This window comes from Halobacillus sp. AWM4_238, assembly GCF_056158265.1.
Genome location: NZ_JBSWSY010000002.1, coordinates 1,964,519 through 1,978,630, shown reverse-complemented (window position 1 = coordinate 1,978,630; position 14,112 = coordinate 1,964,519). Strand labels below are relative to the sequence as shown.

The window sequence follows — 14,112 nt, the reverse complement described above, 5'->3', positions numbered from 1 at the left end:
TTATCCTCAGTATGGCTCTTCCTGTCTTTCTTCAAACACAAAAGGACTTCCTTAGCAATGAGGAAGTCCTTTTTATATCATATTAGGATATTTTTTTCTTTAAATCTTTATAAACACACGACCAGAAGTCACGATTATCACGGTAGGCTTTTGTAATAAATGTGAGCATCTCTTTCCTTTTTTCATTAAAATCATCAGCCTTTTGGTCAGGCAGATTCTTTAAAGAATCATCTATGAAGGCTTGTATTTCAGGAGCTCGAGGTCCCCATGTTCCCACTTCATCTCCGTTCGAATCGATTAAAATAATTTTAGGAATGGACCTTGACCGTCCGTTCGTCAAATATTGATCCATTAACTCTAAGTTTTCATCACGTAAAAGGAAGTGAACAGGGATATGGCCATTCTCTGCAATTTTTAAGAAAATCGGCAGGTTCAGCATCGCATCTCCACACCAATCCTCCGTAAGAACGATGGCACGTAATTTCTTATCTTGAACTTTTTCGAACAAGGGCTCATCTTCAACAGGGATTTGAAAATTTTCGTATATATAAATGAAGTCTTTCTGATGGGTATGCATGTGATCTACGTAAGTCTGGGGCGACATCCCTTTGTTAAACCAGTTTTCTAAATTCATTACAATTCCTCCTCTACAAACTCCTACAAGGTCATTTTCCCTCATTAAGGTCAGAATAAGCGTCTAATTATTATGGAATTCTTTATTTTTGGTATGATAAAAGAAAAGGGGGATGAATATGGAAAAAGAACGATTGAATTTTTTAATGGAATTATTGAACACACCTTCTCCATCCAGTATGGAAATGGAAATACAAAAAAGATGGATTAAAGAAATGCGCCCGTTTGCTGATGAAATCAAAACGGACCACTCCGGAAATGCCATTGCAGTATTGAATCCTGATGCGGAATTTAAAATTTTATTAGCCGGGCACTGTGATGAAATAGCCCTTGTCATCAATCGGATCGATGAACAAGGTTTTCTGCATTTTGACAAAATGGGAGGCATCAATCCAAAAGCAGCGGTAGGGATGAAGGTTAGAATCCTTGGATATGCAAAGGAATTGACAGGAGTTATTGGAGTAAATGCCCAACACCATGGTGGATTGAAGGGTGACTTCGGTTTAGATGACCTTTTTATTGATTGTGGAGCCAAATCCAAAGAAGAAATGGAACAACTTGTACAAATCGGTGATCTAGCTGTTTACAAAAGAGAGCCTGAGCTGTTGATGGATCGATACATAGCAGGCCGTGGTTTGGATAACCGTACAGGACAATTTATTGTTGGGGAAGTATTGAGAAGACTATCGAAAGAGGATCTTCAAGTGGGGGTCTATGCAGCAAGCACTGTCAATGAGGAGACCAACATGGGAGGAGCTTATTTCGCTGCTGCTGGTATTGAACCAACGATGGCCATTGCGTGCGATGTGACGTTTGCGACCGACTACCCAGGAGTCAATAAGAACAAACATGGAGATGTCCGGTTGGACGGTGGTCCAGTACTAGCTAAAGGTGCGCCGATTAACCGGAAGATTAACAAACTTTTGGAAAACACGGCTAAATCCCTTGAGATGGAAGTCCAGTATGAGCTTACACCTAGAATGACGGGGACGGATGCTGATAAGATGAGACTAACAGGTAAAGGAGTCCCAGTCAGTCTTGTATCCCTGCCTCTTCGTTATATGCACTCTCCGGTAGAAACCGTCAGTATTCAGGACATTGAGGAAGAAATCTCCTTAATGGTAGAAATGATAAAAAACATGACAGGCCGGGAGAGTCTGAATCCGCTAGAAGATTAAATGATCCAGCACTGCACCGAGGGAACTTCCCTCGGTGTTTCGTTTATTTATAGCATAATTGGAGAGAATAGCAGATATAATCTTCTATATTAAGGAGTGATCTGCATGGATCGGGAAGTACTGCATCAACAAATTATGACGTTGAAAGGGAAGATTTGTGCCGGGCAGTTACAGTTGCATGGATATGATGAATACATTCTCATGCAACTTGATAAGGTGAAAGATAGTGAAGATGGTCTCGTCGATGTATCCACTGTTTCTTCAACTCTCCGTCTGTTTATCGATGCGACAGAAAAAATGCAGTCACCATCAGCATAAAAAAACAAGGTGCTAGCATGCACCTTGTTTTTTTAGTGCTTTTCAAAACAGAGGTCAAGGTGAACAAGGGCAATCTTTGAAGATTAGATTTGTGGGAAGTGAACTGAATATAAGGGGAAAAAAAGGAAGCCAGAAAAGTTGGCTTCCTTTTTTTATTAATTATTTTTCGGAAGAGCGTTTTGTAAATTTTGTGCGACTTGGCTGTTTTGGACATTTTGCCCCACTTGCTGCATGCCGCCATTACGATTCATTCTATTGATCCCATACATAGCGGCAGCACCTATAGCCCCGGCTGTGCCTAAGGCTACCCATGAATTTCGTCTTCCCATATGATCATCATTCCTTTTTAAGTGATGGTTTGAAAGGAGTTACACGACTATCTTGCCTCATTAGGTGAATTTTATGATTGATGATTTCATCCTTTCATGTGTATGAATTTTTAAAGCATGTAAATAGTAAGGGGGAATAAATCAAGGAGGTGAGGAGATGAAAAAACGGTTAACAATCATAATGGTGTTGTTATTTACTTCCCTTTTGACTGCATGTGCTGGAGTCAATGATAATGAGCCAGAAGATGTAAATTATCAACCCACACGCTATGATCAAGATGATCAAAGAAATCGCATGGACCGTGATGATGAAATGAGACGTGATTTAGAAGAACCTATTGACTACGATGAACAGGAACCGGATCTTGGAGAGGAACCTTCTGAACAAAGGCGAGAAAATGATCGACGAATGAATACGCGGGAATAGTCCTTTTAGATAGTAGGAAAATACTTATAGAGTATTTTCCTTTTTTTTCTTTATTCTTACCTCATTCGCCATGAAACATTAAACTTGCGGGATCCCAGCTTTTTGTATAAAATAAGTGTACAATAACATATCGATTCCATCTTCGGGGCAGGGTGCAATTCCCGACCGACGGTAAGAAGAACGTGGATTCTTCAAGTCCGTGACCCGCACGGTTCAACCATGCGGTGGACCTGGTGAAAGTCCGGGACCGACAGTTACAGTCTGGATGGGAGAAGATGTCAAACGGAACAGGTAGTCTAAACACCTACCTTTATTTCCTTATGGACACGTCTGCCCTTAGCCCGAGAGCTACAGGGTTATTTTTATGTGTTTATAGGCCGTTTACCTTCATCTGGGATGTGAATCGATGAGAAGATGAAGGAGGAGAGATGATGAACGCTTACACAGGGCAATCATCAAAACTGCAAAAGTTAGTTATTCTGGCATTACTTGGTACAATATCTATGGTGTTAATGTTTTTGAAATTTCCGCTTCCTTTTTTACCCCCTTACCTAAAAGTGGATTTTAGTGATATACCAGCTCTTTTAGCTGCAATTTTATTTTCTCCGCTTGCAGGTATTGTCGTGGAAGCATTGAAGAACGGTCTATATATGATTTTTACCGGAGTTTCTGATCCCATCGGGGTCGTAGCGAATTTCTTTGCTGGTGTGCTCTTTATTGTTCCTGTTGCGCTAATCTACCGCAGAGGAAAGACGATGAAATCACTTGTCTTAGGTTTGGTTTTTGGTTCCGTCTTCATGGCAGTGATTATGAGTGTTTTGAATTATTTCCTCATCCTCCCTGCGTACAGCTGGTTCATGGGATGGGAGACAATGAGTACAGATGTGAAATGGATGACGATCGTTGCGGGGATTCTTCCGTTCAATGTGATTAAAGGAGCCATTGCTGGATCCTTATTCATGATGTTGTTTGTAAAAATGAAGGACTGGATTGAGCAGAAAAGTGTTCGTCAATCGGCAGCATAGAAAAAGCGAGGGGAGAGCCCCTCGCTTTTTTTTAATGATTTTTTTCGCTTTCAATTTCTTCTACTTTATAACGTGCCGTTGGCATGGCTTCAAGACGTTCAACTGGAATGGGCTCTCCCGATTTTTCACTTAATCCATAACGTCCTTCTTCCATACGCTTCAATGCATCTTCGACTTCCATCAATTTCTCACGAGCTTGTTCATAGAAAGTTTGTTCTTTCGCTCTTTCAAATTGATCGGTACCTTGATCACCAGGATGATCGGCTACACTTGATATTTCACCGGTCTGGTCATTTTCGTAATCTTCTTTAGCTTGATCTTCTTTGTATTCTTCCATCTGTGCTTCTGCTTCTTCTTTCATTTGTAAAAGGCGATCCTTGAACTTTTGTTTTTGTTCGTCATTCAACATTGTATAGAAACTCCTTTCAACTAAGACCATTGGTTTTACTTTTTTAACGGAACGACTCCTACCGTGCATCGGGATAAACACAGCAACTCTTCCGCTTCATTAACAATCTGAATCTCCCATACCATCGTGTTTTTTCCGATGTGGGCTGGAGTTGCTGTTCCTGTTACATATCCATCACGGGTACTTTTGATGTGATTAGCATTGATTTCGACACCAAATACTTGTTGTTGATCGGTGTCTATGTTTAAAAACGCTCCGATACTTGCTGCACTCTCAGCTAACGCGACACTCGCTCCCCCATGCAGAAATCCCATGGGTTGATGTGTACGATGGTCGACAGGCATACGAATTTGTACCTTGTTCGGATCTGCCGTCAAAACTTCCATCCCTAATGCTTCCATCAATGTATTCTTCATCATAGCTTTGTTCATGTTCATCCCGTCCTTTTTGTATTATTCCCATTGTAAAAATGGTCAAACCTTCATGTTACGAACTAAAATCATAAACGACTTGTTCAACTATCTGGCAGGATTGTGGAAGACTCAGGTTCGAGACTATCCGGGGTTCGTTGCTGAGTTGAGCGTCAGGGGTGGTTGGGAAGCCACTCGCTATCCTGCGGGGATGACAGCAAGCCTCCTCGTGCTTCGCACTGCGGGGTCTCGCCAGCCAATCCATTCCCGCGGGAGTCTCGCAGCTTCCCAACCACCCCATTCCATATATTAGAGAAACGAACCCACGCACACGTATGGAGGGTTTTCAAAAATCACTGATTCCTAACTGAAAAGCGCTATATAGCACGCGTTAGAATACAAATGGCTCTTTTCTTTAAGTTAAATCGACCAAATCCTATTAAGCAGAAAAACTGCTTATTCTGGAAGTGGTTTCGAGATACTTATAAGGCAAAGGGGCGGAGGGGAATGGCGAGACTCCTGCGGGAAAAAGTGCAGGGTGAGACCCCACAGGACGCAGTCCGAGGAGGCTCACCGCGCTCCCGCGGAAAGCGAGTCATTCCCCGCAGCCCCCATCCACTCAACAGAAGTCTCGAAACTAAGTCTTCAAGAAAAGGGAGCTTTAGTGGAAACAAAAAAGGATGGTGGGGACCATCCTTTTTTGTTTCTCCTGATGTGTTTTTTCTGGTTCTCTCTTTTAGGAAAGAGGGAAGTTAAGGTGTAATAGCAAGGATAGACCTAAGAGAAAACCATAGATGGTGTTCGTCTGGGCCGTTGCTTTCATGGCTGGCATCATTTCGAGTGGTTGAGTTTTTCCTATAAATCCCTGAATGGCTTTTGCTGCTTTTATTACACTAAAGAAGGTAATTAATGACCATAAAGGCAGGGTGCCTAAAATGATGAGTAGGCCTGTCCAAATAAAGGCCGTTGCAAAAAGTAAGCTTATGAAGATAATGGACCCTTTGTGGCCGAAAAGTATAGCGAGTGTTTTCCTGCCATTTTCGGCATCGCCGACTCGATCCCTGATATTGTTGGCTAATAAGATGGTACCGACAAAGATGGCGACAGGAACGGAAACGATGATTACTTCAGAGGTGATCGTCAGGGTTTGAATGAAATAGCTGATTCCAATAATGATGGTCCCCATGAAAAAGCCTGCTGTGATTTCACCGAATGGGGTATACGCAATCGGTAAAGGGCCACCTGTGTAAAGATAGCCAAACAACATGGAAACCAATCCGATGACAGCAATCCACCAGCTTGACGATGCACAAATATAAATACCCAGCACTCCTGCTAGTATAAAGAATAGATAGGCTAATGAGAGTACGGTTTTCGGGCTGATTCCGTCACGGACAATGGTTCCCCCGATCCCGACCGAATTTTCATTATCTAAACCTCGCTTGTAATCGTAATACTCATTAAACATATTTGTAGCTGCTTGAATGAGGATGGAGGCGAGCAACATGGCAGCAAATAACCAAAAATTGATCGTTTGTTCCGTAGCAGCAAGCATCGTCCCGACAAAAACAGGGACAAAGGCAGCGGTCAGTGTGTGGGGGCGCAGCAAACGCCACCACACTTGGAAACCTTCGCGTTCATTCAAGGAAGCTTTCATGTTTTGGTTTTGAACAGAGCTCATTGGTGTTCTCTCCCTTGTGATTATACTCTTGTTATGATAACAGTTTAATTTTAGGGAAACCGCCCATGAGTGTCAATCAATGTAAGAAAATGTTGGTTTTAAAGCAAGATTCCTTGAGTCAAGAGAAAAAAGAGAATAAAATAGAGAGTGATGCATGCACACAAAAGCATCCTTTTGCTTTGTGTAGTGAGAGTAGCTAATGTCCCTTAAAGAATGGGAGGAATATATATGCTTCATACGAAGACCCCTCATATAGAAGAAATGATCGGGGAAGCTCTTCAGAAAGCACATCATCTTGGGGAACCTCTTTTTATTAGTATCGTTGAACATATAGATAATCAAGATCCTTTTCAATTTTTTGATTTGGGGCAGCGTATTGATCAACACCGCTCGTTTTGGCAGAGTGCTGAAAATGATTTGACTATGGTCGGAGTAGGAAAGGCCAGTCAATTGTATGCAAAAAGCAAACAACGTTTTCGTGAAGTCCAATCCCTATGGAAGCATCTGCAGGAAAATGCGATGGTGCATGATGATTACAATAAAAAAGGTACTGGAATGGTGGCTCTTGGCGGGTTCAGTTTCGACCCTGAACAAAATGAAGATCCACCGTGGGAATCTTTCCCTGACAGTCAAATGACGATTCCTGCTTTTTTGCTAACGAAAGTGGATGGGGAATCTTATTTAACCATTAATGCCTTAATCTTTCCTGAAGATCATCAACAGCAGATCGCGAATCAAATACAAGATCATCGAGATATTCTTTTTAGGGAAGAGGAGATTGCCGGTTCGTTACCGGTCATTGATCAAACCTTTGAGGTTGCTCCTGAGTCTTGGAAAGAATCCGTAAAAAAAGCGACGGAAGATATTCTGGCAGGGTTGATGGAAAAAGTTGTCCTTGCAAGAGAACTACGCGTTACGTTCAAAGAGGACGTGCAGATCACCCCTATTCTGAGAGCATTGGCTGACACTCAGCCAAACAGCTATATTTTTTGTTACGAATGTGAAGGGGATCACTTTATCGGTGCGACACCTGAGAGGCTTGCGAAAGTGGATGACAGGGAGCTAGTCTCTACTTGTCTTGCAGGGACCATCCCACGTGGCAGGACTGAGCAAGAAGATAATAGGCTTGGGGAAGAGCTGCTTAACGATCCTAAAAATCTTCAGGAGCATCAGTTTGTCGTTGAAATGATTAAAGATGCGGTAGAAGCTTGCAGCAGCCAAGTAGAGGTACCGATTGGCCCCGTCCTTTATCCACTCCGGAACCTCCAGCATTTATACACCCCAGTGAAAGCCGTATTGGATCAAGGCTACACGTTGCTTGACGTGATTGAAAAGCTCCATCCTACTCCGGCTCTCGGAGGAATGCCGCAACAAGTTTCAGTCGAATACATTCGTACGCATGAAACGTTGAACAGAGGCTGGTATGCTGGTCCAATCGGTTGGTTCGATGCACAGGATAACGGTGAGTTTGCTGTAGCGATTCGTTCGGCTCTCATCCAGCAAAAAGAAGCTTCTTTGTTTGCAGGGTGTGGAGTAGTGGAAGATTCAGATCCAGAAGCGGAATATGCAGAAACAGCTGTGAAATTAAAACCTATGTTGAATGTATTGGGAGGATCAGAATGGGACATGTAGAAGCATTATCGAGATATGTGACTCATTTTGTAGACCAACTCGTGTTTTCGGGTGTCGAACATGTCGTCATATCACCAGGGTCGCGGTCTACTCCATTAGCCATGACTTTTGCTGAGCATTCTGAGGTGAATCACTGGGTTCACCTTGATGAACGCTCAGCAGCTTTTTTTGCGTTGGGAATTGCCAAGCAGAAGCAAAGGCCAGTTGCACTTGTTTGTACATCCGGCACGGCAGCTGCGAACTATTATCCGGCAATCATCGAGGCTTTCTACAGTCGAGTACCACTCGTCGTGTTGACCGCTGACAGGCCGCATGAGTTGAGAGAAGTGGGCGCCCCTCAAGCCATTAATCAAATTCAGATGTTTGGCCATTATGTGAAATGGTATCAGGATCTGGCTTTACCGGAAGAAGACAACTTCTTTTATGCGAGACAGCAGGCAGCGAGAGCAGTGGAAGAAGCGTATGCCGGGCAAGGACCTGTCCATTTGAATTTTCCATTTCGTGAGCCACTGATTCCGAACTTTCAATTGGAAGGTGCATGGCGTGGAGACATTCAACCGATCCCTAAAGCTGAAAGAGGAAGTTTATCTATGCGGGATGAAGCGTTAAAGCAACTATTTGAACGGCTTGCACGAGGGGAAAAAGGATTGCTTGTCGTAGGTCCGCAGACCAATCCTCAAATGGCTGAAGCTGTTGCAGGCCTTGCCTCACGCCTCGGGGTTCCCGTTTTCGCCGACCCTTTATCGCAGCTGCGCACAGGTGGTCATGACAAAAGGAATATTATTGAAAATTATGGGGCTCTTCTAAAGTCACATGCGATTAAGGAGCGCTTTGTCCCTGATTATATTGTAAGGTTCGGTGCTATGCCGGTTTCTAAAGCGTACTTGAAATGGATCCAGGAATATAAAGATCAAATCGATCATTATGTTGTGGATGAGCAACGAGAATTTCGGGAGCCAGCCGGCATTCAGACAACATTTATTTGGAGTGAGCCGGTCAAACTGTGTGAACGCTTAGCTGAATTCATGCCTGAAGGAAATGTAGAAACATCGTGGCTTTCAAGCTGGCAGCAGATGAATGTTTTAGCAAAAAATGAAATGCTCCTTGAACCTGGGGAATCGCTCAATGAAGGACATGCTGTCGTTTATTTGGCAGAAACGGTCCCGGATGGTTCCAATTTCTTTGTGGGGAATAGTATGCCAATCCGAGATGTCGACAGTTTCTTCATGGCTTCACCAAAGAATGTGCAGGTGATGGCTAATAGAGGAGCGAACGGGATTGACGGTGTGATCAGTACAGCGATTGGAGTTGCAGCCACTGGGAAGCAAACGACATTATTGTTAGGGGATATATCCTTCTTCCATGACATGAATGGGCTTTGGATGGCAAAGAATAAGAACATTCCTTTAACGATTGTTGTGATTAACAATGATGGAGGAGGCATCTTTTCTTATTTGCCCCAATCCAATCATCCGGATCATTTTGAAGAACTCTTCGGGACTCCTTTAGGGCTTGATCTCCAGCCTGCCATCGAAATGTATGGAGGGACACACAGACAAGTGACGACTTGGGAGTCTTACAAGCGTGCTTTAGCAGATAGCTATGCTAGTCCAGGGTTAAACGTCGTTGAAGTGGTGACGAGCCGTGAGGATCATGTAGCTTTTCATAAAGAGCGCTGGGCGAATGTAGAAAGAGCGGTTCAAGAATGGAGCGACCGTTTATGAGGATGAAAGTGAACGGAAGAGAATATTGGGTCGAGGATGAGGGGGAAGGACACCCCCTCATCCTGCTGCACGGGTTTACGGGGCGTACTTCAACCTTTGACTTGATCACTTCCCGTTTTGAAAAGTCCTACCGCTTATTAAAAGTGGACTTGCCAGGTCACGGAGAGACAGGTTCCATTGGCATTGTAACGATGGAACGCTTTTGCCGGGATCTCAAAGCTATGCTTGATCAGTGGGGGTTGGAAAAGGTGTCCCTGCTTGGGTATTCTCTGGGAGGAAGAACCGCTTTATCTTTTGCTATGCTCTACCCTGAATATGTTGATCGATTAATTCTCGAAAGTGCGTCTCCGGGGTTACCTACAACAGAAGAACAGCTCGCAAGACAAGCAAAAGATAAAGGATTATCAGAAAAAGTGATGGAAGAAGGAATCGAATCCTTCATAAACTTTTGGGGAAGTCTACCACTTTTTGATTCGCAACAATCTCTTCCTTATGATGTGAAAAACGCATTAAGAGAAGAACGGCTAAGTCAGACGGCTAAAGGTCTATCTGAATCGCTTTTAGGAATGGGGACAGGTCATCAGCCCTCTTGGTGGAATCAGTTATCGACACTCAGGTGCCCCGTCTTATTAGTAACCGGAGAGGAAGACGAAAAGTTCGTAACCATCAATAGAAATATGGCTGAACGCTTCTCTCAGGCCACTCATCAAGTGGTCAAAGGTGCCGGTCATACCGTTCACCTTGAGAATCCTGGAATTTTTGCTAAAATTGTAGATGGCTTCATGATAAAATGATACATGCATGAAAGCGTTTTTTCATGAGGGATGTTGGAAATGGAAATAGAAAAAGGAGGAAATATGATGTCTTTTGATTGGGTTAGTGAACGCGAATACGAAGATATTATGTATGAAAGATTTGAAGGGATTGCTAAAATTACGATCAACCGCCCGGAAGTTCGTAATGCCTTCCGTCCACAAACGGTGCATGAGTTAATTGATGCTTTTGCTTATGCTCGTGATGATTCTAGAATCGGGGTTATTGTTCTTGCAGGAGCTGGAGATGATGCTTTCTGTGCTGGTGGAGACCAGAAAGTACGTGGCCATGGTGGATATGTAGGGGATGACCATATTCCTCGTTTGAATGTACTTGATTTGCAGCGTTTGATCCGTGTCATTCCAAAGCCAGTGGTTGCTATGGTTTCCGGATATGCTATCGGTGGTGGACATGTTTTACATATCGTTTGCGATTTAACGATTGCTGCTGATAACGCCATCTTCGGCCAAACAGGTCCAAAAGTGGGTAGCTTTGATGCTGGATATGGTGCAGGGTTGCTTGCTCGTATCGTTGGTCATAAGAAAGCCCGTGAAATTTGGTACTTATGCCGTCAGTATTCTGCGAGAGAAGCAGAGGAAATGGGTCTTGTGAACACGGTTGTACCATTGGAAGATCTTGAAGCTGAGACCGTGCAATGGGGTCGTGAAATGCTTGAGAAGTCTCCAACAGCTCTACGTTTCTTGAAAGCTTCTTTCAATGCCGATACAGATGGTTTAGCTGGTCTTCAACAAATGGGTGGAGACGCAACATTGTTGTATTACACAACGGAGGAAGCGAAAGAAGGACGCGACGCCTTCAAGGAGAAGAGAAAGCCTGACTTTGATCAGTTCCCTCGTTTCCCTTGATTCTCCTCTAAATATGAAACTATGTGTGAAGGGGCATCCTGTTGATAGGATGTCCCCTTTTTATCATTGGAGCAGCAAAATAGAACGACGTAAAGGAAGGGTGGAAATGGGCGAACGTATTCCTCATTGGTTAGATAAACAAGCAACTTTATTTCCAGAGCGTATAGCAATCGAAACAGCAGATGGTGAGAGGGTCAGTTTTTCTGAATTACGGGAAAAAAGCCGGTGTGTAGCCTATGCTCTTATGGAAAACGGGGTCAAACGGAACGACCACGTGGCATTACTTGCGAGCAACAGTACGATGTACGCCGTTTTCATTCACGCGATCAGTTATGTTGGAGCAGTTGCTGTCCTATTAAATACGAGATTGACTCCCTCAGAAATTCGATACCAGCTTTCAGATGCTCACGTTTTACATTTTTATGCGGATGGAAGCAACATGCGTTGTGCTAGAGAGTCGGCATCAGAGGTCGGGCTTGCTGTGCGGGATCTTGACCATATAAAAGGTCAAGAAGGAAAATCCGGCCAGCTTCAAACTGATTTCAATCTGGATGATGTTTATACGATGATGTATACATCAGGAACAACAGGTAACCCAAAAGCTGTCATGCACACGTACGGCAACCATTGGCACAGCGCCGTCGCATCAGCATTGAATTTAGGCGTTCACGATAGAGACAAGTGGTTAAATTGTTTGCCTTTGTTTCATGTTGGCGGCTTCTCCATCTTGATGAAAAGTGTTGTTTACGGCATGCCCATCATGCTTTTTGAGAAATTTGATGCCAAACAGGTTCATGAAGCCATTATGGATAAAGGAATTACTCATGTGTCTGTCGTTACGGTCATGTTGCAGCGTTTACTAGAGGTGCTTGGTGACGATACGTACCCTGAATACTTCCGGTGTATGCTTCTAGGTGGTGGGCCTGTTCCAGAAGTTTTACTGAAAAAGACATCTGCAAAAAAGATCCCTGTATTCCAAACCTATGGAATGACAGAGACATCTTCCCAAATCGCCACCCTTAGCCCTGAATTCGCTTTTTCAAAACTCGGCTCAGCTGGAAAGGCACTCAGTTCTGCGCAATTGTATATAGACAGCAAAGAAAAAGGAGAAGTTGGAGAAATCATCGTTCGTGGTCCGATGGTGTCCAAAGGTTACTACAACCGACCGGCCAGGGAGTGCGCGTACTTGCGCACTGGGGATCTAGGCTTTGAAGATGAAGATGGATTTTTGTATGTCGTGGACCGAGTGAAAGATGTCATTATCTCAGGTGGGGAAAACATTTATCCAGCAGAAGTGGAGAGTGTGTTATCATCCGTGCCTGGTGTGCGGGAAGCGGGTGTGGCCGGTCGTTCCGATGAACAATGGGGAGAGGTTCCTGCAGCGTACATTGTAACAGAAGAAGGTGCTAACTTGACGGAAAAAGAAGTTATAGACTGGTGCAGGACAAGGTTGGCGAATTATAAGTGTCCAAAAGAAGTACATTGGATCGATGAACTCCCGAGGAATGCTTCAAACAAACTATTACGGAGACGATTGGCCAAACAAGGAGAAGACGAATGAGAATTCACACGGTTCGTTTAAGAAAAGTGTCCCTTCCACTCAAAAGTCCTTTTGTTACACACCAGGCTGAACTAAAAGTACGTCCTCTTATCATTGTAGAGGTACACGATGAAGAAGGACGTGTCGGCTATGGAGAGGTGACGGCATTTCCTGATCCTTCTTACACCTACGAAACGATCGACACAGCTTGGCTCATTCTAGAGAATTACTTAATTCCTTCACTGTTAGATAATGGAGCGGATCACCCTTCTGATTTTGCAGAACAAAATAAAGACATACAAGGTCATCCTATGGCAAAAGCAGGTCTGGAAGCGGGCCTGTGGGATTTGTATGGGAAACAAAAAGGGAAAAGCCTCTCTGAACTTTTGGGAGGTACCCGCTCCTCTGTAAGCGCGGGGGCAGTGATCAGTCTGGGGAACTCTTTGGAACAGGATGTGGCCATGCTGAAAGAACAAGGGTTTCAAAGATACAAATTAAAAGTTGTGAAAGGAAGAGAAAAAGAAGCAATCGATACCATTCAAAAAATCGATCCGGACCTTCCTATCATGATTGATGCTAACGGCCAATACACTGCAGATGATCGGAACCACTTATATTCATTAGATGACTTTGGGTTAACCATGATGGAACAGCCCTTTCCTGCTGGAGATTTTTATGAGCATCGACAATTACAAAAGGAAATGAAAACGCCCATCTGCTTGGATGAGTCCATTATGTCTTTTCATGATGCAGTACAGGCGGTTGAACTGGGAAGTTGTCGCGTAATTAATATAAAAATCAGCCGTGTCGGTGGGTTAACCGCAGCGAAACAAATTCATGACTTCTGTCAATCCCGAGGGATCCCAGTATGGTGCGGAGGGATGGTTGAGTCGGGAATTTCGAAAGCGCATAACCTTGCGTTAGCCTCTCTGCCAAACTTCACGATTCCAGGCGATTTGTCTGGTTCTACCAGGTATTTTCATAAAGATCTGATACATCCTGAAATTGTGATGCGTGGAGGAGCCATTGAGGTCCCAAAGGAAGCGGGAATAGGGATGGGCGTCGATGAAAATTACTTAGAAGAAGTGACGCATGTTATGAAGTCGTTCTCTTAACTTCCTCCAACT

At 43.8% G+C, this 14,112-nt stretch carries 15 protein-coding genes and 1 riboswitch; of the genes, 10 read left to right on the top strand and 5 right to left on the bottom strand.

Features of this window, described 5'->3' with window-relative positions; all coding sequences use genetic code 11:
* Positions 1-82: 82 nt before the first annotated feature.
* Entirely contained in the window at positions 83-634 is a 552-nt protein-coding gene (locus ACXACN_RS10165) for a thioredoxin family protein (protein ID WP_474964212.1), read from the bottom strand.
* Positions 635-752: 118 nt separating this feature from the next.
* On the opposite strand from ACXACN_RS10165, the gene ACXACN_RS10160 reads away from it, so the two are divergent.
* A complete protein-coding gene (locus ACXACN_RS10160) occupies positions 753-1,811 on the top strand; it encodes a M20/M25/M40 family metallo-hydrolase (protein WP_474964210.1) in 1,059 nt (352 codons plus the stop codon).
* A gap of 105 nt (positions 1,812-1,916) precedes the next feature.
* A complete protein-coding gene (locus ACXACN_RS10155; protein ID WP_474964209.1) occupies positions 1,917-2,129 on the top strand; it encodes a hypothetical protein in 213 nt (70 codons plus the stop codon).
* 155 nt (positions 2,130-2,284) lie between these two features.
* Here ACXACN_RS10155 and ACXACN_RS10150 read toward each other — a convergent pair whose 3' ends face one another.
* A complete protein-coding gene (locus ACXACN_RS10150) occupies positions 2,285-2,458 on the bottom strand; it encodes a hypothetical protein (RefSeq protein ID WP_474964208.1) in 174 nt (57 codons plus the stop codon).
* A gap of 157 nt (positions 2,459-2,615) precedes the next feature.
* Between ACXACN_RS10150 and ACXACN_RS10145 the strand changes: the two genes are divergently transcribed.
* Both ACXACN_RS10145 and ACXACN_RS10140 read left to right on the top strand, forming a co-directional pair.
* Positions 2,616-2,885, top strand: coding sequence for a hypothetical protein (locus ACXACN_RS10145; RefSeq protein ID WP_474964206.1), 270 nt, complete (start codon positions 2,616-2,618; stop codon positions 2,883-2,885).
* Positions 2,886-3,019: 134 nt separating this feature from the next.
* Positions 3,020-3,166, top strand: a riboswitch (FMN riboswitch).
* A gap of 150 nt (positions 3,167-3,316) precedes the next feature.
* Positions 3,317-3,910 carry an ECF transporter S component gene (locus ACXACN_RS10140; protein WP_474964204.1) on the top strand — a complete coding sequence of 198 codons (594 nt, stop codon included), beginning with the start codon at positions 3,317-3,319 and terminating at the stop codon, positions 3,908-3,910.
* A gap of 31 nt (positions 3,911-3,941) precedes the next feature.
* Here the strand turns inward: ACXACN_RS10140 and ACXACN_RS10135 are convergent, their stop codons facing one another.
* The 3 genes from ACXACN_RS10135 to ACXACN_RS10125 form a co-directional block, all read right to left on the bottom strand.
* Positions 3,942-4,319 (bottom strand): TraR/DksA C4-type zinc finger protein, encoded by a 378-nt coding sequence (locus tag ACXACN_RS10135; protein ID WP_474964202.1) that lies wholly within the window; start codon positions 4,317-4,319, stop codon positions 3,942-3,944.
* 35 nt (positions 4,320-4,354) lie between these two features.
* Positions 4,355-4,750: a hotdog fold thioesterase gene (locus ACXACN_RS10130; protein ID WP_474964200.1), complete on the bottom strand. Its 396-nt coding sequence runs from the start codon at positions 4,748-4,750 to the stop codon at positions 4,355-4,357.
* A gap of 715 nt (positions 4,751-5,465) precedes the next feature.
* Entirely contained in the window at positions 5,466-6,410 is a 945-nt protein-coding gene (locus ACXACN_RS10125) for a 1,4-dihydroxy-2-naphthoate polyprenyltransferase (protein WP_474964198.1), read from the bottom strand.
* Positions 6,411-6,638: 228 nt separating this feature from the next.
* Between ACXACN_RS10125 and ACXACN_RS10120 the strand changes: the two genes are divergently transcribed.
* The 6 genes from ACXACN_RS10120 (at position 6,639) to menC (ending at position 14,100) form a co-directional block, all read left to right on the top strand.
* Positions 6,639-8,042 carry an isochorismate synthase gene (locus ACXACN_RS10120; RefSeq protein WP_474964196.1) on the top strand — a complete coding sequence of 468 codons (1,404 nt, stop codon included), beginning with the start codon at positions 6,639-6,641 and terminating at the stop codon, positions 8,040-8,042.
* Positions 8,030-9,766, top strand: a complete 1,737-nt coding sequence (menD, locus tag ACXACN_RS10115) for a 2-succinyl-5-enolpyruvyl-6-hydroxy-3-cyclohexene-1-carboxylic-acid synthase (protein ID WP_474964195.1) — start codon at positions 8,030-8,032, stop codon at positions 9,764-9,766. Before ACXACN_RS10120 ends, menD begins: the two co-directional genes overlap by 13 nt.
* Complete coding sequence (gene menH, locus ACXACN_RS10110; protein WP_474964193.1) at positions 9,763-10,560, top strand: 2-succinyl-6-hydroxy-2,4-cyclohexadiene-1-carboxylate synthase; 798 nt, start codon at positions 9,763-9,765, stop codon at positions 10,558-10,560. Before menD ends, menH begins: the two co-directional genes overlap by 4 nt.
* A 66-nt stretch (positions 10,561-10,626) precedes the next feature.
* A complete protein-coding gene (gene menB, locus ACXACN_RS10105; RefSeq protein ID WP_089654878.1) occupies positions 10,627-11,445 on the top strand; it encodes a 1,4-dihydroxy-2-naphthoyl-CoA synthase in 819 nt (272 codons plus the stop codon).
* Between the two features lie 106 nt (positions 11,446-11,551).
* Positions 11,552-13,006: an o-succinylbenzoate--CoA ligase gene (locus ACXACN_RS10100; protein WP_474964192.1), complete on the top strand. Its 1,455-nt coding sequence runs from the start codon at positions 11,552-11,554 to the stop codon at positions 13,004-13,006.
* Complete coding sequence (gene menC / locus ACXACN_RS10095; protein WP_474964190.1) at positions 13,003-14,100, top strand: o-succinylbenzoate synthase; 1,098 nt, start codon at positions 13,003-13,005, stop codon at positions 14,098-14,100. The genes ACXACN_RS10100 and menC overlap by 4 nt, the downstream gene beginning before the upstream one ends.
* Positions 14,101-14,112 lie beyond the last annotated feature (12 nt).